Source organism: Aeromonas diversa CDC 2478-85 (assembly GCF_000819805.1).
Taxonomy (GTDB): Bacteria; Pseudomonadota; Gammaproteobacteria; order Enterobacterales; family Aeromonadaceae; genus Aeromonas; species Aeromonas diversa.
The window spans coordinates 106606-127066 of record NZ_CDCE01000020.1; the positions used below are offsets into that span (position 1 = coordinate 106606).

24 protein-coding genes and 1 riboswitch are annotated in these 20461 nt (G+C 63.5%); of the genes, 16 read left to right on the top strand and 8 right to left on the bottom strand.

From position 1 onward, the window contains the following. Positions 1-68: 68 nt before the first annotated feature. The 3 genes from BN1121_RS05350 to BN1121_RS19690 form a co-directional block, all read right to left on the bottom strand. Positions 69-1358, bottom strand: a complete 1290-nt coding sequence (locus BN1121_RS05350) for an L-cysteine desulfidase family protein (protein ID WP_005355927.1) — start codon at positions 1356-1358, stop codon at positions 69-71. Beyond that, the gene (locus tag BN1121_RS05355) at positions 1339-2055 is read right to left on the bottom strand and encodes a helix-turn-helix transcriptional regulator (protein WP_005355924.1); all 717 of its coding nucleotides are present in this window, start codon (positions 2053-2055) and stop codon (positions 1339-1341) included. The genes BN1121_RS05350 and BN1121_RS05355 overlap by 20 nt, the downstream gene beginning before the upstream one ends. A 353-nt stretch (positions 2056-2408) precedes the next feature. Then, positions 2409-2675, bottom strand: coding sequence for a hypothetical protein (locus tag BN1121_RS19690; RefSeq protein ID WP_156139393.1), 267 nt, complete (start codon positions 2673-2675; stop codon positions 2409-2411). A gap of 188 nt (positions 2676-2863) precedes the next feature. Between BN1121_RS19690 and BN1121_RS05360 the strand changes: the two genes are divergently transcribed. Both BN1121_RS05360 and BN1121_RS05365 read left to right on the top strand, forming a co-directional pair. Further along, positions 2864-3238 (top strand): cytochrome b562, encoded by a 375-nt coding sequence (locus BN1121_RS05360; RefSeq protein WP_043157778.1) that lies wholly within the window; start codon positions 2864-2866, stop codon positions 3236-3238. Next, positions 3219-3743, top strand: coding sequence for a cytochrome b/b6 domain-containing protein (locus tag BN1121_RS05365; protein ID WP_005355915.1), 525 nt, complete (start codon positions 3219-3221; stop codon positions 3741-3743). The genes BN1121_RS05360 and BN1121_RS05365 overlap by 20 nt, the downstream gene beginning before the upstream one ends. Positions 3744-3823: 80 nt before the next feature. Here the strand turns inward: BN1121_RS05365 and BN1121_RS05370 are convergent, their stop codons facing one another. The 3 genes from BN1121_RS05370 to BN1121_RS05380 all read right to left on the bottom strand — a co-directional run bounded on the left by BN1121_RS05370 (position 3824) and on the right by BN1121_RS05380 (position 6015). Next, complete coding sequence (locus BN1121_RS05370; protein ID WP_005355912.1) at positions 3824-4285, bottom strand: tetratricopeptide repeat protein; 462 nt, start codon at positions 4283-4285, stop codon at positions 3824-3826. Beyond that, entirely contained in the window at positions 4282-5325 is a 1044-nt protein-coding gene (locus tag BN1121_RS05375; RefSeq protein WP_005355906.1) for an NAD(P)H-dependent flavin oxidoreductase, read from the bottom strand. Before BN1121_RS05375 ends, BN1121_RS05370 begins: the two co-directional genes overlap by 4 nt. Before the next feature lie 63 nt (positions 5326-5388). Next, the gene (locus BN1121_RS05380) at positions 5389-6015 is read right to left on the bottom strand and encodes a ribonuclease T2 family protein (RefSeq protein ID WP_005355905.1); all 627 of its coding nucleotides are present in this window, start codon (positions 6013-6015) and stop codon (positions 5389-5391) included. A gap of 204 nt (positions 6016-6219) precedes the next feature. Here BN1121_RS05380 and BN1121_RS05385 point away from each other — a divergent pair, with 204 nt between their 5' ends. The 14 genes from BN1121_RS05385 to BN1121_RS05450 all read left to right on the top strand — a co-directional run bounded on the left by BN1121_RS05385 (position 6220) and on the right by BN1121_RS05450 (position 19700). After that, positions 6220-7074, top strand: coding sequence for a FliM/FliN family flagellar motor switch protein (locus tag BN1121_RS05385; protein ID WP_005355904.1), 855 nt, complete (start codon positions 6220-6222; stop codon positions 7072-7074). A gap of 4 nt (positions 7075-7078) precedes the next feature. Next, entirely contained in the window at positions 7079-7456 is a 378-nt protein-coding gene (lfiN, locus tag BN1121_RS05390) for a lateral flagellar motor switch protein LfiN (protein ID WP_005355903.1), read from the top strand. Further along, a complete protein-coding gene (gene fliP, locus BN1121_RS05395) occupies positions 7456-8187 on the top strand; it encodes a flagellar type III secretion system pore protein FliP (protein WP_005355902.1) in 732 nt (243 codons plus the stop codon). Before lfiN ends, fliP begins: the two co-directional genes overlap by 1 nt. A gap of 1 nt (position 8188) precedes the next feature. Then, positions 8189-8458, top strand: coding sequence for a flagellar biosynthesis protein FliQ (gene fliQ / locus BN1121_RS05400; RefSeq protein ID WP_005355893.1), 270 nt, complete (start codon positions 8189-8191; stop codon positions 8456-8458). Then, positions 8455-9174, top strand: coding sequence for a lateral flagellar biosynthetic protein LfiR (lfiR, locus tag BN1121_RS05405; RefSeq protein WP_005355892.1), 720 nt, complete (start codon positions 8455-8457; stop codon positions 9172-9174). The genes fliQ and lfiR overlap by 4 nt, the downstream gene beginning before the upstream one ends. Continuing rightward, positions 9171-10304, top strand: coding sequence for a flagellar biosynthesis protein FlhB (gene flhB / locus BN1121_RS05410; RefSeq protein ID WP_005355891.1), 1134 nt, complete (start codon positions 9171-9173; stop codon positions 10302-10304). The genes lfiR and flhB overlap by 4 nt, the downstream gene beginning before the upstream one ends. Positions 10305-10307: 3 nt before the next feature. Next, complete coding sequence (lfhA, locus tag BN1121_RS05415) at positions 10308-12383, top strand: lateral flagellar biosynthesis protein LfhA (protein ID WP_005355889.1); 2076 nt, start codon at positions 10308-10310, stop codon at positions 12381-12383. A gap of 198 nt (positions 12384-12581) precedes the next feature. Beyond that, positions 12582-12671: riboswitch (cyclic di-GMP riboswitch) on the top strand. Positions 12672-12785: 114 nt separating this feature from the next. Continuing rightward, the gene (locus BN1121_RS05420) at positions 12786-14162 is read left to right on the top strand and encodes a sigma-54 dependent transcriptional regulator (RefSeq protein WP_005355888.1); all 1377 of its coding nucleotides are present in this window, start codon (positions 12786-12788) and stop codon (positions 14160-14162) included. Positions 14163-14172: 10 nt separating this feature from the next. Further along, on the top strand, positions 14173-14499 hold the full coding sequence (gene fliE / locus BN1121_RS05425) for a flagellar hook-basal body complex protein FliE (RefSeq protein ID WP_005355883.1): 327 nt from the start codon (positions 14173-14175) through the stop codon (positions 14497-14499). A 9-nt stretch (positions 14500-14508) separates the two neighbouring features. Next, positions 14509-16251 (top strand): flagellar basal-body MS-ring/collar protein FliF, encoded by a 1743-nt coding sequence (gene fliF, locus BN1121_RS05430; RefSeq protein WP_005355881.1) that lies wholly within the window; start codon positions 14509-14511, stop codon positions 16249-16251. Further along, the gene (fliGL, locus tag BN1121_RS05435; RefSeq protein ID WP_051067529.1) at positions 16244-17272 is read left to right on the top strand and encodes a lateral flagellar motor switch protein FliGL; all 1029 of its coding nucleotides are present in this window, start codon (positions 16244-16246) and stop codon (positions 17270-17272) included. The genes fliF and fliGL overlap by 8 nt, the downstream gene beginning before the upstream one ends. 10 nt (positions 17273-17282) lie before the next feature. Further along, positions 17283-17969, top strand: a complete 687-nt coding sequence (locus BN1121_RS05440) for a FliH/SctL family protein (protein ID WP_005355870.1) — start codon at positions 17283-17285, stop codon at positions 17967-17969. Continuing rightward, positions 17962-19290, top strand: a complete 1329-nt coding sequence (lfiI, locus tag BN1121_RS05445; RefSeq protein WP_005355868.1) for a lateral flagellar FliI-like assembly ATPase LfiI — start codon at positions 17962-17964, stop codon at positions 19288-19290. Before BN1121_RS05440 ends, lfiI begins: the two co-directional genes overlap by 8 nt. Further along, complete coding sequence (locus BN1121_RS05450) at positions 19290-19700, top strand: flagellar FliJ family protein (RefSeq protein WP_005355866.1); 411 nt, start codon at positions 19290-19292, stop codon at positions 19698-19700. Before lfiI ends, BN1121_RS05450 begins: the two co-directional genes overlap by 1 nt. 1 nt (position 19701) lies before the next feature. Here the strand turns inward: BN1121_RS05450 and flgN are convergent, their stop codons facing one another. Together flgN and flgM are read right to left on the bottom strand one after the other, a co-directional pair. After that, positions 19702-20130: a flagellar protein FlgN gene (gene flgN, locus BN1121_RS05455; protein WP_005355865.1), complete on the bottom strand. Its 429-nt coding sequence runs from the start codon at positions 20128-20130 to the stop codon at positions 19702-19704. Continuing rightward, positions 20127-20402 (bottom strand): flagellar biosynthesis anti-sigma factor FlgM, encoded by a 276-nt coding sequence (gene flgM, locus BN1121_RS05460; protein WP_005355863.1) that lies wholly within the window; start codon positions 20400-20402, stop codon positions 20127-20129. Before flgM ends, flgN begins: the two co-directional genes overlap by 4 nt. Between the last annotated feature and the right edge of the window lie 59 nt (positions 20403-20461).

A 20461-nucleotide genomic window follows, 5' to 3' on the forward strand; every position in this document is an offset into this window, starting at 1 on the left:
CCACCCCTTCCAATAAAAAAACCGGAGCATCAGGCTCCGGTTTTTTTATTCCTGCGGCTTGACCCTTATCAGGAGGGCTTGGCCTGCTTGTTACGCATGATGTTGATGATCTCGATGTCGGTATCCAGCATGCCCTCCTTGGAGAGGCGCCCCAGGTTGGCAATGGTCTGATCCACATCATCGGCCACGATCCCCTCGCTCTGGGTCACCCTCAGGTTGTTGATGGCCAGCAGGGAGGATTTGACGGCGGCAGAGGTCGAGGTCGACACCTTCATGGAGCAGGCACTGCCGGCCCCGTCGCAGATGATGCCAGATACATCCCCAATCATGTTGTTGATGCAGTGACTGATCTGCTCGTACTGGCCCCCCAGCAGCCAGGTGATGGCGGCGCCGGAGCCCATGGCGGCGGTGCTGGCGGCGCACAGGGCCGACAGCTTGTTCTGGTAGGTCTTGATGTAGATGGCGATGAGGTGGCTCATCACCAGGGCCCGGGTGAGTTGCTCGTCGCTCGCCTGGAGGAAGCGGGCGGCGGCGACCACCGGCATGGTGGCGGCGATCCCCTGGTTGCCTGAGCCCGAGTTGGACATGGCCGGCAGCATGGCGCCGTCCATGCGGGCGTCGGAGGCGGCCGAGGAGAGACGCATGGCCAGCGTCATCAGATCGTCCGAGAGCAGCTTGCGCTCCACCTGCTCGGTGAGGATCTTGCCGATCCGCAGGCCATAGCCCTGCAGCCCTTCATCGGCAAGCGCCTGGTTGAGGCGCGCCGCCTCGCGAATAAAATCGATCTCGGCAAGGGGCACGGCCAGGGCGAAGTCGACGATCTCACGCAGGGACATGCTGGGGGTGGCGGACTTGGCAGGTTGGATCTGCACGCCGGGAGCGCTGTCTTGCTGCAACAGCACCTCGCCATCCTTTTCCATCAGTATGATGCGAGTGTGATCGGTGCAGATCACCACCCGGGCCGTGTGTCCCGCCGCCTGCGCCTCGACCTCGGCGTAGAGCACATCCGGTACGTCCTTCACGTCGACCGAGATGGCCGGCAGCAGGGTCTTGGCATGCTCCACATGCGCCTGGGTGAGGCCCTTGAGCACCTCCAGCCCTCCCTGCGGATTCCCGCCTACGGCGCCCACCGCCGCCGCAACCGGCAGGCCTATCATGCCGGTGCCGGGTACCCCGACCCCCATGCCGTTTTTGAACAGGTTGCCGCTCACCCAGACATTCATTTGTTCGGGCTCGACGCCGAGCAGCTGACGGCAGTTGGCAGCCGCCAGGGCTACCGACATGGGCTCGGTACAACCGAGTGCCGGCACCACCTCGCGCTTGAGCAGGGTAATGAAATCAGACCAATGTTGCGTCATGGGACGGGTTCTCTGTGTGTGGGCCTTCCTGATGCTTTGCCAGGGCGGCCTTGTGATTGCGAATATGCAGATAGACGGTATGGCGCGACAGGCCGAGCCGATCCGCTACCTGCTGGGCGGCATCCTTGATGTCGAAGATGCCCTGATCATAGAGGCGGCAGACGATGGCCCGGTTGCGCGAGCCGGGCGTCAGGGCCGGATCCTCGTCGACCCGGGCCATCACCTGTTCCACCAGATCCTCCACCGAATGGGCGAAGGTCTCTTGCTGCTGACTCTCCTGGGTCACCGGGGCCAGCGCCTGCAGCAGGCCCGACAAGGGGGTATCGAGGCTGAAGTTGACGCACAGCATGCCGACGGCCTGCCCGGTCCGTGAACGCAGCGTGACCGAAGCGGACTTCATCAGGCCCCCCTCGCGGGTTCGGGTGAAGTAGCTGCTCCATGCCTCCCCCTCGAGGGCCGTGATCCGGGAGAGCGCAAAGTCAGTCACCGGGGCCCCCTTCTTGCGTCCGGTAACATGGCCGTTGGCTATCTTGATCACCGAGGCGTGCAGGTTGTCAAAGGCGTGCAGCACGACCTCACAACCCGGTCCAAACAGGGCGGCCAGCGCATCGACCACCGGCTCGAAGCTGGCGAGCAGGTGGCGCGCCTCTTCATCGAGTGGCGACGTGGCAGAGACGGTGGCAGGAGTGAGAGGCATGTCAACAAAAGTTTAGTTATTAAAATGGAAAGTCATGTTAAACGGCGAATTGAGGGGGTTCAATCCGTTTAATGAAGAAAATGGGATAAATTACTCAACTTTTTTTAATGTGGACTCAGCAGGGCGCGAGCGGCCCATGAGTGACCCCGGATAATCTTGTGGTCAAAAAAAAGACGACATTTTGCTTGCGTCGTGACCAACAGTTAGCGCAGAATGCGCCCCGGCCCGTCAAGACGGCCCGTTTGTGTAATCCCTGCCATATCCGCCGCCACGTTTGTCAGTCTTTCACAGCCCCGCAGTCTGAACAGGTCCGGCTCCCTCGAGGAGTCATACCGAGCTATTCCTCCCTTGCGTTATTCCGCCACAGCGGAAGAGGGATCCTGAACCACGCCACCCAGGTGCCAGCCAGAAGAGGAGTTATCAAAACCAATATCTTTGTGAGAAGTACCATGAAAAAGTTGATTACCCATAAGCCGCTGCGCCGTAGCAAACCGCTCGAACTCCCGCAGGACGAACCCTTCGTTCACACCACTCTGATCCGATTCAGCACCGCCAGTTGCGGCGGATATGCCATCGAGATCGACGGCTGTCCAGGCGAGTTCTCCATCGACGATCTTCATTGATCTTGTGGCCGGGTCGCAGCTCACGGCGACCTGCCCTGCCATCACTCTCCCCGCCTCGGCACTATTTGTCACAAAATAGTGCGATTTTCACAAACGGTTCACCTAATGCCATGGCATCATGTGCTCCTGGAAGTATTTTTCAGGCTCAAATGAGCTCATTCGCCGTCGATTATAAGGAAACCATCATGCTGAAAACCTTGCTGCTGCCTCTCGTTATCGGTGCCATCGCCCTTCCGGCCCTTCCGGCCCTGGCGGGGGATCTCGAACAACCCATGAAGAAGATCGGCTTTAACTACAAGCAGGCGCTCAAGGCCGATGATGCCGCCACCATGGAGAAACACCTGGTAGCGATGAAGAGCGAGGTGGAAGAGGCCAAGGGACGCCAGATGCCGGCCGCCAAGAAAGAGAAGTTCCTGCAAGGGCTGGACGAAGTACAAAAGGAGCTGGATGCCAGCCTGGCTGCCCTCAAGGCGGGCGATGAGGCCAAGGCGCGTCAGCACCTCTCCCGGATCAACGATCTGAAGAAGGAGTATCACCAATATGCCAAGCAGAAAGGGTAACCACTTTCGCTGGGATCCCCTGGTGCGCTTCGCGCACTGGGGGGTGGTGTTCTGCTGTGCGGCCAACCTCTGGTTTAACGAGCCGGGGGAGCCGCTCCATGAGCGGCTCGGCTATCTGGCCATGGCCCTGATCGCGGTGCGGTTGGTCTGGGGCTTTACCTTCGCCGGACCCCATGCCCGCCTTGGCGCCCTCTGGCCGAGTCTGGGTGAGCTGCGTCAGCAGCGTCAGGCGATGCGAGAGCGACATCCGCCGGCGGCGGGTCACCACGGTACCGGCAAGCTGGCGGTCTGGGCTCTGTGGGGCACCATATTGGCCACTGCGTTTACCGGTTGGTTGCAAAACACCGAGCAGGGGTTTGTCTGGGGGGCCGACGAGTGGCACGAGTGGTGCACTTGGGCGCTGCAAGGGCTGATCGCCCTGCATCTGGTCGCCATTGCCCTGACCTCCTGGCGCCAGCGCAGTAACCTGGTGCTGCGCATGCTGCCCGGCAGGGAAGTTCGTTAATCCCCGCAGGGGCTATGGTGATGAGGCCAGTATACCCTCACCATGAGCCCCTCCTGTTGACCCCGATCGTCGCGATGGCGCTAGCCCATCTGTTGGCGCAGTGCGAGGCAATGTGCCGCCAGCGTCGGGTCGGCGGCGGTCTGCTCCAGCAGGGTCAGCAGGCGTGCTATCGCCGCCTCTGGCTGCTGTGCCTCCAGCTCGCTGAGGGCCAGAAAGAGGCCGAACTCCCGGGCGCCGGGAAAGCGCTTCATTCCCTCTTCCAGCACCTGACGCGACTCGGGAAAACGGCCTAGCTGCCTCAGCACGGCACCCAATCCCAGCTGGGCGCTGCGCCACTCCTCCCGCGCGAGTCCAATCGCGATCGCTTGCCGATAATAGGCCTCTGCCTCCGACTCACGACCGAGGCGCTCGCAGATGCCTGCCAGGGTCAGGCAGGTCATGGCGTCTTCGGGCTGGCCCCGCAGGGCCTGCTTGCCGACCGTCAGGGCCAGATCCAGTTCGCCCTCGTGGCAGAGCCGCTCCATCTCCTCGCGCACACTCATGATGTCGACTCCAACCCCTTGGCCAGCATGGCGACGATGGCGGCGGCCGGGCCTGTGCGGCAGGCGGTGAAGCCCTGGCCGGCCCAGAGTGGGCTGTAGTCATCTTCCCCTCTGGCTTCGGCGGCGGCGCGCAGCGGTGCCAGGGCCTGCGCCGCATGGGGGAAAGGGGGAGCCAGGGGCGAGAGGGGATCGAGATGGCGCATCAGGCCGTTGACCAGGCCTCTGGCCGGGCGGCCGGTGAAGAGGGTGGTCAGGGCGGTGTGGCGTTCCCGATGTGCCAGTGCGGCCCGGTGCAGGGGAGAGGTGGTCGCCTCATCGCTGAGCAGGAACGCCGTGCCGGCCTGGACCCCGCGGGCCCCCAGGGTGAGCACGGCACGCACCGATCGCTCACTCATGATGCCGCCGGCGGCGATGACCGGCAGCCTGACGGCGGCGGCAATGGCCGGCAGCAGGGTGAAGAGCCCCTCATGCAGGGTGAGATCGTCGGACAGGAAGTGACCGCGGTGGCCACCGGCTTCCAGTCCCTGGGCGATGATGAGGTCTGCGCCGTGGGCCTCCAGCCAGCGCGCCTCGGCCACCGTGGTCGCCGAGGAGAGCACCAGGCCTCCCCATTGCTTGATCCTCTCTATCTGCTCGGCAGAGGGGAGCCCGAAGTGAAAGCTCACCAGCGCCGGCCGGTAGTCGGCGAGGATCGCGGCTTGTTCCTCCGTGAAGGGGTGGCGTCCACTCGAGGGGATGGTGCACTCCTGGGGGAGCCCCAGTTGCTGGTAGGCCGGCGCCAGAGCGTGGCGCCAACGAGCCAGCCGGCTGGCCTCCGGTGGTCCCTGACGATGGCAGAAGAAGTTGACGTTAAACGGGCGATCGGTGTGCGCCGTCATCCACTCCAGCTGCTGGCGCAGCTGATCCGGGGAGAGCATGGCCGCCGGCAGTGAGCCGATGGCTCCGGCCTCGCAGACGGCCAGCGCCAGACGGTGATCCTGAACGCCGGCCATGGGGGCCTGGATGAGGGGCAGGGGGCCAGGTAGTGTGTTTAGCGTCATCTTCCCTCCATGGTCGATTTATCAATCGCTCTGTTGGCAGGCTATCTCATCCCGTCCGCGCTGTCAGCGCACGCTTCTCATCAAAAAGCTGCCCTGGGCGCAGAGCCGCTGCTCGCGCTGGCGCATCTCGATGGAGCAGGCTCTGGGATGTGCCCCGTCAGGGGTGAGACAGAGATAGAGCTCTTTTAGAAAGCGCCCGCCCACACTGCAGCTGAGGGTAATGCTCTCGGGGAGCAGCCAGGGGTTGGCCGCGAGCAGCTCTGTCCGCAGTTGATCTGGGCTGCGGCGCAGGGGCTGGGGCGGGGACTGATAGGGTTCCGGCAGCACCAACCGGCGTCTCAGGGTATCCGCCAGCTTGTGGTAGGCCAGCTGGCTCAGGCCGGAACAGGTACCGTGCTTGCGCCACTCGTGGCGATAGAGGTGCGGGCTCGGGTAGAGGTCGGGAAAGCGCCGTGCCATGGCCGGATCCCAGCGCTCATTGCCACAGTCGGCGGGATAGCCGCGTTCGAACTGGGGCCAGAGTCCGTGCAGCACGAAGCCATAGCCCCGGTCGCACTGCTGCGCCTGTGGCCGGTTGGCACAATGCTCCGGGGACCAGGAGAGGGTCAGGGCATAGAAGTCAAACGGCGCGTCGCCGGCGTGGCATCCAAGGGGGGCGATAAGGCTGAGCAGCAGTAGCAGGCGGCGCATGGCGAACTCCTGAACGATGGAGGTGACATGTTATCCGTTTGGGGCAGGGTGACAAAGGGGTTCACCACTCCCTCACGCTTTTTATGCATCGACATGGTGGCGGTGCCGAATTTGTAATAAAGTTGCGCCCCACATCTGGTCGCTCTCCATCCAAGCGTCTCTTTACGGATGCGTATATCTTCAACCCGGATCAAGGTCGTCTTCATGCCATCCACATTCACCCGCTCAGCCCTCATCCCGGCCGAATTGGGCGCCACCCTGCCTCGCTACGATCTGTTCGGGCGAGAGCGGGCCGAACAGGCCAGACTCAACGGTTTCAACAGCCTGTTCTGTCAGGTCGCCGCCCCCTTGTCCGCCAGCCTGAGTCAGCTCTTCAACAGTGCCGACTGCGAGTTGCAACTCACCCCCTTCGCCGCCAACCAGCAGCCTGACGCCGAAGAGACGCGGGTCTGGTTGCAGGCTCGCGCGGCGGGCGCCTCGATCCCCCAGGCCTGGTTTGCCATCACGCCGGCGACCCTCTATCGGCTGGCGATCCTCTTCTTCGGTGGCAGCCTGCAGCCCGGTTCTCAGGTTGCGGTGCAGAAGAACCCGAGTGACTCTGAGCTGCGCCTCTTCCAGCGCCTGTGCCGTTATCAGATGGAGCATCTCTGTGGCGCATTGGGCTGGGGCGATCTGGGCTGGGAGATCACGTCGGCCACGCCGCCCGAGGGGGATCTCTGGTCTTGCGAAGGGGTCTTGCAGCTTGGCGAACACCGTCAGAGCTGGCAGCTGTGGTGGCGGCCACCGGTCGATGAAGAGAAAGAGAGTACACAGGCGCACAATTTGGCTGACAAATTGCATGAGGCGCTGCCCAATACTCCGGTTCAGCTCAGGGTGGTTCTGGCTCAGATGCAGATGACCCTGGCCGAACTGGAGGGGCTCAAGGTGGGCGAGGTGCTGGCGCTCGACATGTACGAGTCCATGCCTGCGCTCATCGGTCATCGTCCCTGCCTGCGGGGGCGGCTGGCCGAGCAGGGTGGAAGCCTGGTGTATCAAGTGAATGCGGTGGCAGAGGAGTAAAACGATGAGTGATGCACAGAACCACGATTTCCTGGAGTTTGACGGCCTGGATCAGCTCTTTGATGATGAGTTGGGGCTGCCGGATGCCCGCCAGGAGAGCGTGGCGCAACCCGCCACCCCGCCTCGGGATCTCTCCTTCTTCCGCCATATCCCCGTCAAGGTGACCCTGGAGGTGGCCAGTGCCGAGGTCTCCCTCGGGGAGCTGATGCAGGTCAGCCCGGGGGCCGTCATCGAGCTCGACAAGATGGCTGGGGAAGCGCTGGACGTGAGGGTCAACGGTCGCCTGCTGGCCCGTGGCGAGGTGGTGGTGGTCAACGGCAAGTATGGCCTGCGTCTGGTAGAGGTGATCGACACCGCCATGCTGGGCGGTGCAAGCGACTGATGCGCATCTGGTGCTTGCTCCTGCTGGTGCTGGGGATGCCGGCCTGGGGGGCGGATTTAACCCTCTTCTCGGTCACGCCAGGGGCAGCGGGAGGGGAGGAGTACAACATCAAGTTGCAGATCCTGCTCTTGATGACGCTGCTCGGCCTGCTGCCCACCCTGCTGCTGATGATGACCAGCTTCACCCGCATCATCATAGTGCTGGCCATCCTGCGTCAGGCGCTGGGTCTACAGCAGAGCCCGCCCAACCGGGTCTTGATCGGCATCAGCCTGATCCTGACCCTGGTGATCATGCGTCCGGTCTGGACCGACATTCACCAAAATGCCTTCCAGCCTTTCGAACGGGAGGAAATCACGCTTCCACAGGCGCTGGAAAGAGCGGAAGTGCCCCTGCGTAACTTCATGCTGGCCCAGACCCGTGAGGCGGATCTGGAGCAGATGCTGCGCATCGCCGGTGAGGCGACCCGGATGGAGAAGAAAGAGGTACCGTTTGGCATCCTGGTGCCGGCCTATGTCTTGAGCGAGCTCAACACGGCGTTTCAGATAGGTTTCATGCTCTTCATCCCCTTCCTGGTGATCGATCTTGTGGTGGCCAGCGTGCTGATGGCGATGGGGATGATGATGCTGTCGCCGCTTATCATCTCGCTGCCGTTCAAGTTGATGGTCTTCGTGCTGGTGGATGGCTGGGCCATGACAGTAGGCACCCTGGCCGCCAGTTTCAGCGGAGGTTGAGATGTCTCCCGAGCAGAGCGTGTCCCTCATCGGCGGGGCGATCAATCTGGTGACCGTCATGGTCTGCGTACTGGTGGTACCGGGCCTGCTGGTGGGCCTGGTGGTGAGCGTCTTCCAGGCGGTGACCCAGATCCAGGAGCAGACCTTAAGCTTTCTCCCCCGTTTCGTGGTGACCCTGCTCACCCTGGTGTTCACCGGTAACTGGCTGGTGGCCAAAATGATGGCCCTGTTTCACGACATCTTCCAGAATGTGCCGGGCATGATTGGATGAGTGGCCTCATCAACGTCAGTGCCGCCGAGCTGACGGCCTGGCTGGGCCAGTGGTGGTGGCCTTTCGTGCGCCTCTTTCTCGCCTTCGCCATCAGTCTGGCCATGGCGCCCATGATGAAGGGCATGCCCACCTTCGATCCCCTCTCGCTCTCGGCTCTGCTGCTCTCGTTCGAGCAGGTGCTCTTCGGTCTGCTGTTTGGCCTCTGCGTGCAACTGCTGTTTCTGGTGATGACCCTGGCGGGGCATATCATGTCGATGCAGATGGGACTGGCCATGGCGGTGATGAACGACCCCTCTCACGGGGATTCGGCCCCTATCATCAGCCAGCTGATGCTCGTCTTCTGTACCCTGCTCTTTCTCGGCCTCAACGGCCATCTGGCGGTGCTCGATATCCTGGTGCAGAGCCTCTATCGCTGGCCTCCCGGTGTCTCTTTCTATCGCCTCGATCTGGGGATGGTGGTCGGATTGCTTGGCTGGAGCATAGGCGCAGCCCTGATCCTGACCCTGCCGGCCGTGGTGGCCATGTTGATGGTCAACCTCTCCTTCGGGGTGATGAACCGTTCAGCGCCTTCCTTGAATATCTTCTCCCTCGGTTTTCCCATGACCCTGCTGCTCGGGCTGCTCACCATGGCCATCTCCATCAGCGGGGTGCCCACTCGTTACCTTGATCTGGTGACCCATGTGCTCGAGGTGTTGCGAGGTTTGACCCCGTCATGAGTCAGGCCAGCGCCCAGGACAAGACCGAACAGGCCTCGCCCAAGAAGCTGCGACAGGCCCGTGAGGAGGGGCAGGTCGCCCGCTCCAAGGAACTGGGGTCGGCCGGGCTCTTGCTGCTCGGCGGCATGGTGATGCAGTGGATGGTGCCGAGCTTCGGCCTCTTCTTCGGGGAGCTGATGCGCCAGCCCCTGCGGTTTGACTGGCACCAGAACGACCCCTCCATGATGTTGCGGGCCTTCGGTGAGGCCCTGCTCGGCATGACGGGCGTGCTGCTGCCGCTGTTTTCCGTGTTAGGGCTGCTGATGATAGGGCTGGGGTCCGTGCCGGGGGGCATGCTGCTGGCCTGGAAGAACATCATGCCCAAGGGACAGAAGATTAACCCCATCACAGGGTTTGCGAAGATTTTCTCTTCGCAGAGCCTGATGGAGTTGGTGAAATCCATTCTCAAGATCACCCTGATAGGCGGCGTGTTGGCCTTGCTGCTGCAACACTACTGGCCGACCTTGCTGATGATGAACCGCATGCCTCCCCGGGCGGCCATGGAGCTCTCCCTGCGCTTGCTCTCCCAGGCATTTATCATCCTGGGGAGCGTGCAGATGTTGATCGCCGTGCTTGACGTTCCCTACCAGCGCTGGTCTCTCAACAAGCAGTTGAAGATGACCAAGCAGGAGGTGAAAGACGAGCACAAGAACAGTGAGGGGAGCCCGGAGATCAAGGGCAAGATCCGCCAGGTGCAGATGATGATGGCGCGGGCTCGCATCGAGCAGCGGGTGCCGACTGCCGATGTGATCATCACCAACCCGACCCACTACGCCGTGGCTATCCGCTACGATCCGGCCAAGGCCAATGCTCCCTATGTGGTGGCCAAGGGGATCGATTCCATGGCCGCACGGATCCGTCAGGTGGGGGAGCAGCATGGCAAGACCATCATGTCCCTGCCCGAGCTGACCCGGGCCATCTATCACTCAACCCGTATCGATCAAGAGGTGCCGGCCGGACTCTATACCGCCGTCGCCTATGTGCTGAACCATGTCCTGCAACTGCAGGCCTATCGGGCCGGGCGCGGCAAGAGACCGGCCGCGCTGGCTCCGCTCTATGTTCCTCCCGAGCTGCGTCAACCAGAGAGGTAAGCCGTGAACTGGCGTGTTCTGACCAACTCCTATACCGCGATTCCACTCATGTTGCTGGCGGTGCTGGCCATGATGATCCTGCCCCTGCCGGGCTGGCTGCTGGATGCCCTGTTTACCTTCAACATAGTCCTGGCCGTGTTGGTGCTACTGGTGTCGGTCTCGGCGCGGCGGCCCCTCGACTTCTCTATCTTCCCCACCGTCTTGCTGGTGGCGACCCTGATGCGGCTGTCGCTCAACGTCGCCTCGACCCGGGTGGTGCTGCTCAACGGTCATGAGGGGCACGATGCCGCCGGTAAGGTGATCCAGGCCTTCGGTGAAGTGGTGATAGGCGGCAACTATGTGGTCGGTCTGGTGGTCTTCATCATCTTGATGATCATCAACTTCGTGGTCATTACCAAGGGGGGAGAGCGGATCTCCGAGGTGTCGGCCCGCTTCACCCTGGACGCCTTGCCCGGCAAGCAGATGGCCATCGATGCAGACCTCAACGCCGGCATCATGGATCAGCATCAGGCCAAGGCGCGGCGCGAGGAGATCGCCCGCGAGGCGGACTTCTACGGTGCCATGGACGGTGCCTCCAAGTTTGTGCGTGGCGATGCCATCGCCGGCCTCTTGGTGCTGATCATCAACCTGGTCGGTGGCCTGGCCATCGGTATCTTCCAGCACGCCATGCCGGTGGCGGAGGCCTTCCAGCGCTACGCCCTGCTCACCATAGGTGACGGTCTGGTGGCCCAGATCCCCTCCCTGCTCATGTCCACCGCGGCCGCCATCATAGTGACCCGGGTCAACGACGAGGGGGAGATGACCGATCAGGTGGGTCAGCAGCTGCTGGCCTCGCCACGGGTCATCTACACGGCTGCGGCCGTGATGACCATCCTCGGGTTGATACCCGGCATGCCGGCGATGGCCTTCTTGAGCTTTGCCGCCGTCCTGGCCTGGAGTGGCTGGCGAGTGAGCAAGCGTCAACCCGAGGCGCCCGAGCTGGAGGCGGCCGAGCAGATCGCCAAGCAGATGGATCTGCGGGAACCACAGGGCTTGGAGTGGCAGGATCTGCCGGCCCTCGATAACGTGGTGATCGAGCTGGGTTACCGGCTGGTCTCCCTGGCCGAGCAGGATAAGGGGGCCGAACTGCTCTCCCGGGTACGCGGCATCCGCAAGACACTCTCCGAGCAGTTTGGATTCCTGCTGCCGGAGATCCGGGTGCGCGACAATCTGCAGCTACAGCCGGAGCAATACAGCATCAAGCTGGCCGGTGTCGCCCTGGCGGCCGGTCAGGTGGATTGCCAGCGGCTGATGGCCATCGGCAGCAGCGAGACCTATGGGGCCCTGGACGGGGAGCTGACCCAGGACCCGGCCTTCGGCATGGAGGCGGTCTGGATCCTGCCCGATAGCAAGGCCAAGGCCCTCAACCTGGGCTACTCGGTCGTCGATTCGGCCACCGTCATCGCCACTCATCTGAGCAAGCTGCTGCGCGAGCATCTGGACGAGCTGTTTGGTCATGACGAGGTGGGCAAGCTGGGGCAGCATCTGGCCGCCCAGTCGCCACGCCTCAATGAGGAGCTCAACCTGGCCCTGACCCAGATGCAGCAGCTGCGGGTCTACCGTCAGCTGCTGCGCGAGCAGGTGAGCCTGGTGGACATTCGCACCATAGCGACCACCCTGCTCGATTCGAGCGAGATCACCAAGGACCCCGTGCTGCTCGCCTCGGACGTGCGCTGTGCTCTCAAGCGTCAGCTGGTGCGTCAGGCCATCGGCCAGCGCGACGTGTTGGCGACCTTCACCCTGGATGATCGCCTCGAGCAGACCCTGCTGGCCGCGCTCAGCCAGTCACAGCAGCAGGGCAAGGTCTCCCTCGACAGCTTCCCCATCGATCCCCAGCTGCTGGCGCAATTGCAGCAAAACATGCCGTTGGTCAAGACCCAGTTGCAGCAGCTGGGCCATCCTCCCGTGCTGGTGGTGATGCCGCAGTTGCGTCCCCTGCTCTCCCGTTATGCCCGCTCATTCAGCCGTGGGCTCAAGGTGCTCTCCTACAACGAAATCCCCGAGGAGCTGCGGGTCGATGTGATAGGCACCCTGGGTTAACCGGTGGGGAAAAGGGCTTCCTCATGGGGAAGCCCTAATTCCTGAACTGGACCTTGCACTCTCTCCAAAAGCCGATATCATCTGCGCCAAACGGTGACACATGTGCCGTTAAAGATAAAATAATCAAAAACTTAACAATAACGGGCCTGTGCCTTAACAAAGGGTGGATATGGTTGTAATCCACTCAGGGTACTTGGTTGTTTGAAAAGGCAAACTGAACTGAAAGGTCAGGACGCAAAGCCTCCGGTCTAATAACGCTGCGGCGTTGACGATAGCGGGGTTGCCAAAGATCAAGGATCTGGCCGTCGCAGGACGGTATCGGGCAGGGTTCCACTCGCCCCCTATTCCTTCTCTTTGTCGCGCGTTGTCTTTCGGTTCCCAGTATCAGGGTTTCCATTTTTTATGCACGGTTACACGCATCATGGCGCACTCTTGCAGAGTGAGTCCTCGTTCGTCTCCTATTCCTCCCTGCTCTGGGTGGGGAGTGAGGAGGAGACGGCCTTCACCGCCCCCGAGGTGACTAAACTCGCCCGGGTCCACTTTACTCATGTTCCCGGCATCGAGCAGGCCAGAAGCTGGTTGACTGCGCATCCATGCGATCTCGTCGTGCTCGATCTGGACTGCTATCCCGATGTCGGCAGCCACCAGCTCAGAGCCCTGGTCGCCGCGCTCCCCTCCGGGCGCCTCATGGTGGCAGCCAACGAACGGCAGGGCGCCGCCGTGGCCGAGGCGATGCGCTGCGGCGCTGCCGACTATGTCATCAAGCCCTTCAGCGCGCGCCAACTGGCCGATGCCATTCAGGGAGCCCTCCTGCTCGATCAGGGCGAGCCCGGTCTCATCGCCGTGTCTCGTATCAGCCAGCAGCTGTTACAGCTTGCCCGCCGCGCCGCCAAGACCTCCGCCTCCATCTTGATCGCTGGCGAGTCAGGTACCGGTAAAGAGTGTCTGGCCCGCTACATCCACGGCATGTCGGATCGCGCCGACAAGCCGTTTGTCGCCATCAACTGCGCCGCCATCCCCGAGTCTATGCTCGAATCTATCCTGTTTGGTCACGCCAAGGGGGCCTTCACCGGCGCCGTTGCGGCGCAGCCCGGCAAGTTCGAGGCCGCCAACGGGGGCACCCTGCTGCTTGACGAGATCTCCGAGCTGCCTCTGCCCTTGCAGGCCAAACTGCTGCGGGTGCTGCAGGAGCGGGAGGTGGAGCGCCTCGGCAGCCACCGCATCATCCCGCTGGATGTGCGCATCATCGCCGCCAGCAACCGCGATCTGCGCGAGCTGGTCGCGCGCGGCGAGTTTCGCGAGGATCTCTTCTATCGCCTCGACGTGTTGCCCCTCTGCTGGCCGGCCCTGCGGGATCGCCCCGAGGATATCCTCCCTCTGGCCGACTACTTTCTGGCGCGCCACGCTCCCCAGCCGGGCTATCGCTTCAGTCGGGAGGCCTCGCTGCAGCTGCAGAGCTATCGCTGGCCGGGCAATGTCCGCGAACTGGAAAATGTGATTCAGCGGGCTCTCATTATGGCGCGAGGATTGCATATTCAGCCCGCCGATCTGATGCTCCCGGGCGTCGTCGCGCGCGAGAGCGAGCCGTCTGCCGCGGACGGCCTCACCGAGGCACGCCGACAGGCCGAGTTCCGTTATGTGCTGGAGACCCTGCGCCGTTTCGATGGCCACAGGGCGCGTACCGCCGAAGCGTTGGGGATGACCACCCGCGCCCTGCGTTACAAGCTGGCGGCCATGCGCGAACAGGGCATCGACATAGACCTGCAGACTCAACAATAAGGAAGAGAGCGTGAAGATCGAGATGATGACCTCCCAGGTCGCCCTGCTGAATCGGATGCAGGAGATGGAGCGAATTGCTACTCAGCCCGAGCAGTCCTTGTCCGGCGTTGGCCCTGATCTCTCCTTTGGTGGTGCCATGCGCAATGTGATCAACCAGGTCAATGCCCAGCAGAACCTCTCCTCACGCATGGTGAGTGCCGTCGATGCGGGCCAGAGCGACGATCTGGTGGGGGCCATGGTGGCCAGCCAGAAGGCGAGCCTCAGCTTTTCCGCCCTGATGCAGGTGCGCAACAAGCTGATGACCGGGTTCGATGACATCATGCGCATGCCGCTCTGAGGGTGATCCATGAGTGAACTGGTAAACAACATGCCTGCCACCGGGCAGGAGCCCGATCTGCGTCAGCGTCTGGAACAGGGTCTCAAGAATTGGCGCAGGCTCTCGCGCGACAACAAGTCGGTGCTGGCCATCGCCCTGCTGGCGGCCATCGTCGCCGGCACCATCGTCATCATCCTCTGGACTTCCAGCCAGAACTATGTGCCGCTCTACGGTAAGCAAGAGCTGTATGACACCGCCAACATCATGGAGCTGCTGGAGAAGGAGCAGGTGCCATTCCGTCTCGAGAAGAGCTCGGGTCAGGTGTTGGTGCCGGAAAACCAGTTGGCTCAGGTGCGAATGGCCCTGGCCGCCCGCGGCGTGCGCGCCGCCATGCCCGCCGGTCTGGAGGGGCTCAGCAATGTCACCGGACTCGGCACCAGCGAATTCATGGAGGGCGCGCGCTATCGCCACGCCCTGGAAGGGGAGCTGGCGCGTACCATCATAGCGCTGGACTCGGTACGCAGTGCCCGGGTCCACCTGGCCATTCCCAAGCGTACCCTCTTCGTCGGCCGTGACGAGGAGAAACCCACGGCCTCCGTCATGCTCGATCTCATTCCGGGTCAGAGCCTGGATGCGGGTCAGGTGGAGGCGATCACCAACCTGGTCGCCGGCAGCATCTCCGGCATGAAGCCCAGTGCCGTCTCCGTCGTGGATCAGACCGGTCAGCTGCTCACCAGCGAGAGCGGCGACAAGATGCTCTTCGGCAAGCTGAGCGTCCAGCAGATGGACTATGTGCGCAAGCTGGAGCAGTACATCCGTCAGCGGGCCAACGACATGCTGCTCCCCATGCTGGGCAGCAACAACTTCCGGGTGCAGGTCGCCGCCGATGTCAACTTCAGCACGGTGGAGGAGACTCAGGAGCAGATCGACCCCAACGGTGTGGTGACCCAGGAGAGCAGCAAGTTCGACAAGAGTGTCGATGCGCTCGCCATGGGGATCCCCGGCGCCCTCTCCAACCGCCCTCCCGAGACCCCTGCCAACAAGAAACCCGCGCAAGGGAACGAGCAGCAGGCGCGCAGCAACGACTCGCGCAGCGAGCGTAGCGAGCAGAGCAAGAGCTACTCAAACAGCCGCTCCGTGACCCACACCCGCTATCAACAGGGTCGGGTCGAGAAGCTGAACGTCTCTGTGCTGCTCAACAGCCAGGTCGCCCCCAAAGAGGGGTGGAATGAGGGTCAGCTCGAGCAGATCCGCCAGATGGTCGAGCGGGCGGTGGGCTTCGACGCCCCGCGCGGGGATGCCATCAGCCTGCAGAGTTTCCCCTTCAGCCAGGAGGTGCTGGTGGCACCGCCCGAATCCACCTGGTGGGAGTCGCCGGCCTGGCAAAACTCCCTGCGCTATCTGGTGGGTGGCCTGCTGGGTCTGGTACTGGTCATCTTCGGCATTCGTCCTCTGGTCAAGCATCTGGTGCGCATTCATAACCCCGACGCCGTGCTGGACGAAGAGGAGAGCGAAGAACCTGAGGAGCAGGTCAACGGAGCGATCGGCCATCAGCGCCGCGCCGTGGATGAGCTGGAGGCGCCGAACCTGGGCAATGGCTTGATCCGCCATGAAGGGGAGGCCAAGGACAGCCTTGACGAGCTGGATCTCGCCGCCCTGCCGGAGCCGGGCTCCGAGCTCGAGGTGCAGCTGCGCCATCTGCAACTGCTGGTAGACAAGGATACGGATCGGGTCGCCGAGGTGATCAAGGCATGGGTGAGTGGCGATGAATAACATGAATTTCAATCAGGCGGCGGTCGATATCGACATCGACAACCTCGAGAAGGCCGCCATCCTGCTGCTCAGCATGGGCACCGAGGCTGCGGCCAAGGTGATGCAGAAGCTCTCCCGCGATGAGGTGCAGCGCCTCATCGGTCGGATGGCCAACATGCCGAGCGTCAGCTCCAACGAGGCGCGCTGGACCCTGCAACAGTTCTTCTATGACTACCGTGAGCACAGCGGCATCGGCCGCGCCTCGCGGGAATACCTGGAACAGACCCTGGATCTGGCCCTGGGCCAGCGGCTGGCCCGCAGCCTGCTCGACAGCCTCTACGGTGACTCCGTGAGTCAGGATATTCAGCGCCTGCAGTGGGTACCTGCCGAAGTGCTGGCCCGCTTCTTCCGCAACGAGCACCCGCAGATGCAGGCCGTGCTGCTCGCCTTCCTGCCGCCCCAGACGGCCTCGGCGGTGCTCGATGCTCTGCCGGCCCCCGTGCACGACGATCTGCTGCTGCGGGTCGCCAACCTCACCTCGGTGAGCGAGCACGTGCTGGGTGAGCTGCGTCTGACCCTGGATCGCTGCCTCACCTTCGTGGCAGAGCAGTCCGGTGCCAAGGTGAACGGGGTGAAGCAGGCCGCCGACATCCTCAACCGCTATCAGGGCAACAAGGAGGCGATGCTGGGGCAGCTGCGCGAGTTCGACCTCGACATGGCCAAGGAGATCGAGAAGAACATGTTCGACTTCGCCACCCTGCGTCGCCAGTCCGACGACACCCTGCAGCGCCTGGTGCAGGAGCTGCAGCCCGAGCTGTTGGCGGTGGCCCTCAAGGGGGCCGAAGAGCCCCTGCGCAAGGCGATCCTCTCCTCCATGCCCAAGCGGATGGCCCAGTCTCTCGAGGCCCAGATCCAGGATCAGGGCTCGGTCTCTCTGCGCAAGGTCGAACAGGCCCGCGAAGAGGTGATGCAGCTGGTACGCGAGCTGATGGAGCAAGGCGAGCTCGAATATCAGCTCTTCGAAGAGCCAACGGTGAGCTGAGGAGGGCGGCATGAGTCATAAGTTGCGCAAGCTGGCCCCCGGGGCGACCCGTCTCTATCGCTTCCCGCCATTGCGGGGGGAGGGCGATGAGCAGAGCCAGCAGGCCCAGTTCGAGTTCGGATACCGGCAAGGGGTCGAGCAGGGACTGGAGCAGGGCTATCAGGATGGATTGGAGCAGGGGCGTCAGTGCGGCCACCAGGAGGGACACCAGCAGGGATTCCAGGCTGGCTACCAGCAGGGGGTTGAGCAGGGGCGTGCCGAGGGGCAGGCCCGCTTCGACGAGGCGCTGCGTCCCTTCCCGGCCTTGCAGGAGCAGCTCAGTGCCCTGGCACGGGAGAAGCTCGATGCTCAAAAGAACCTCTTGTCTCAGGTGGTGACCCAGGTCGTGCGCCGGGTCATCCAGGCCGAATTTACCCTCAACCCGAGCCAGGTGTTGCTGCAGGTAGAGCAGGCCCTCGCCGGTCTGCCGGCCGGGCAGGAGAGCGTGACCATCTTCCTCTGCGAGGAGGATCGTCAGCGGCTGGCCGATCTGGGCATGACCGAGTGCCAGGGGTGGCCGCTGCAATCCGATCCCGCGCTCTCGGTCGGTGACTGCCGGGTCGAGTGCCTCGCCGCGGTGATCGAGGCGCGCACCGACGAGCGCATCGATAGCTGCCTCGCCCAGGTGGCGCAGGTGCTGGACGGCGTTCATGCATGACGCCTTGCAACAGGCCCTCGAACGGCTCGGTGAAGAGGCGCTGCCGAGCGTGGCGCCGTTTCGCCGCTACGGCCGGCTGGTGCGGGTCACCGGTCTCACCCTGGAGGTGGTTGGCTGTCAGCTGGTGATAGGCCAGCGCTGCCAGGTCGAGGCCGCCGGGGAGCACCGCCTGATGGCCGAGGTGGTGGGCTTTAACCGCGACGTCGCCTATCTGATGCCGCTTGAACCCATGCGCGGCCTCTATGCGGGGGCCCGGGTCTTGCCTCTGGAGGGGGAAGAGACGGTCCACATAGGCCCGCATCTGTTGGGCCGGGTCCTCGATGGCACCCTGTCTCCCCTCGACGGTCGCCCTCTCGAGCCGGCCGGCACCCCGGTTCCCCTCTTCAATCTCCCCCCCAATCCCTTGCTGCGAACCCCGGTGAGCGAGCCCCTCGACGTGGGGGTGCGCGCCATCAATGGCCTGCTGACGGTGGGCAAGGGGCAGCGGCTTGGCCTGTTCGCCGGCTCCGGGGTGGGCAAGAGTATGCTGCTCGGCATGATGACTCGTAACACCACGGCCCAGATCGTCGTCGTGGGGCTCATCGGCGAGCGGGGACGCGAGGTGCGCGAGTTTATCGAACACAGCCTGGGAGCCGAGGGGCTGGCCCGGGCCGTGGTGATCGCGGCACCGGCCGATCAATCGCCCCTGATGCGGCTGCGGGCGGCCCAGGTGTGCCACCGCATCGCCGAGCATTTCCGCGATCAGGGGCAGGATGTGCTGCTGCTGATGGACTCGCTCACCCGCTACGCCCAGGCCCAGCGCGAGATCGCCCTGGCCATCGGCGAGCCGCCGGCCACCCGGGGATACCCCCCGTCCGTCTTCAGTCTGCTCACCCAGCTGGTAGAGCGGGCCGGCAACGGGATACACCCCCAGGGCAGCCTGAGCGCCTTCTATACGGTACTGGCCGAGGGGGATGATCAGCAGGATCCCGTGGTCGACGCGGCCCGCGCCATTCTCGACGGCCACATAGTGCTGACCCGCCGTCTGGCCGAGGAGGGGCACTATCCCGCCATCGACATAGGCGCATCGGTGAGCCGGGTGATGACCCAGATCGTCGCCCCCGACTGGTTGCAGGCGGCGGTGCGAACCCGGCAACACTGGGGCCGTTATCAGCAGGTGCGCGAGCTGTTGCCCCTGGGCGGTTATCAGGCCGGCGCCGATCCCCAGATGGACGAGGCGGTGCAGCGTTATCCGCAGATTGCCGCCTTCTTGCAGCAGGGGATCCACGAGGCCTCGCCCCTCGGTGGTGTGGTTGAACAACTCAGGCAGGTGGCCGGCTGATGCTAAAACGCTATCTCACCTTGCAACAGGACTCCCTCTCCCGTCTCGGGGAGGAGCGTCAGCGCCTGCGTACGCAGGCCGAGCGGGAGGAGCAGCGCGCCCTGCGTCTGCAGGGCGTGCTTGGCGAGCTCGCCCGCCCTCCCGCCAAGCCTCATCCCCTGCTGTGGCAGAATCAGCAGCAGATGGGGCAGCAGGTGCGCCGCTTGTTCGAGCATCAGGTGCAGCAGAGCGCCCTGGCCCGACTCGAGCTGGAGCGTCATGAAGAGGCGTTACGCCATCAGTTTGGTCGGGTGAAGGGGTTGGAGCAGCTGCTTTCACGCCGCGAAGAGGGGCAGAAACAGCGGGAGGAGCTGGCCACCCAGCGCCAGCTCGACGAGCTGGCCACCCAGCGCTTCCTGCGCCGGGAGTGACTCAGGGCATCGGCTCCGGGTAGGCTTCCTGTTGGCCCAGCAGCTGGCGTATGGTCTCGACCTGGCCGGCCAGCAGACGGCCGTTGCGTTCGTTTCGCTGCTTGCACTGGAGCAGCAGCTCTTCGAGCCTGAGCCACTGGGGGGAGAGACGTCGCTGCACCGGCTCGGGCAGCCGGCCGATGAGGCGGGCCATGCCCTGCTGGTTCGGCTCGAGCCCGAAGGCGCGCAGCTGTTGGCAGCGATCCTGGGCCGAGAGTTGCACCTCGCCCATCAGCCCGGTCAGGGTCAGGTTGAAGCGGGTCAGCCCCTCAACGTCATGGGTGCCCAGCAGCTGATACTGCTCGTCGAGCAGCTGACAGAGCCGCTGATAGCGGCCGAGATCCTGCTGCACCCCCTGGATCAGGGTCTGGAGACGCTGACGCGGGGTCATTTACGGTGCAGATCGACGATGGCGCGTCCCAGGGTTTCCATGTCCAGGGTCAGCTTGCCCTCGGCGATGGCCTGGCGGATCTGCTGGACCTTGTCCATGTCCACGTCGGAGAGATCCTGCATGCGCTGGCGTGCCTGCTCGAGCCCCTGCGCCTCGACGCTGATCTCGGCCTGGGCCCGTGGGGCGGCAGCGGCGGGCGTACCCGGCAGGCTCTCCTGCTTACGGGGCTGGGCGGCGTGAAAGAGGGCGCCGTCGGTTCGTTGAATCTTCATAGACTGATGCTTCCTGTTGTCCTGTCACTGAAAAGCGACCGCTCTTTCCCATAACTTTA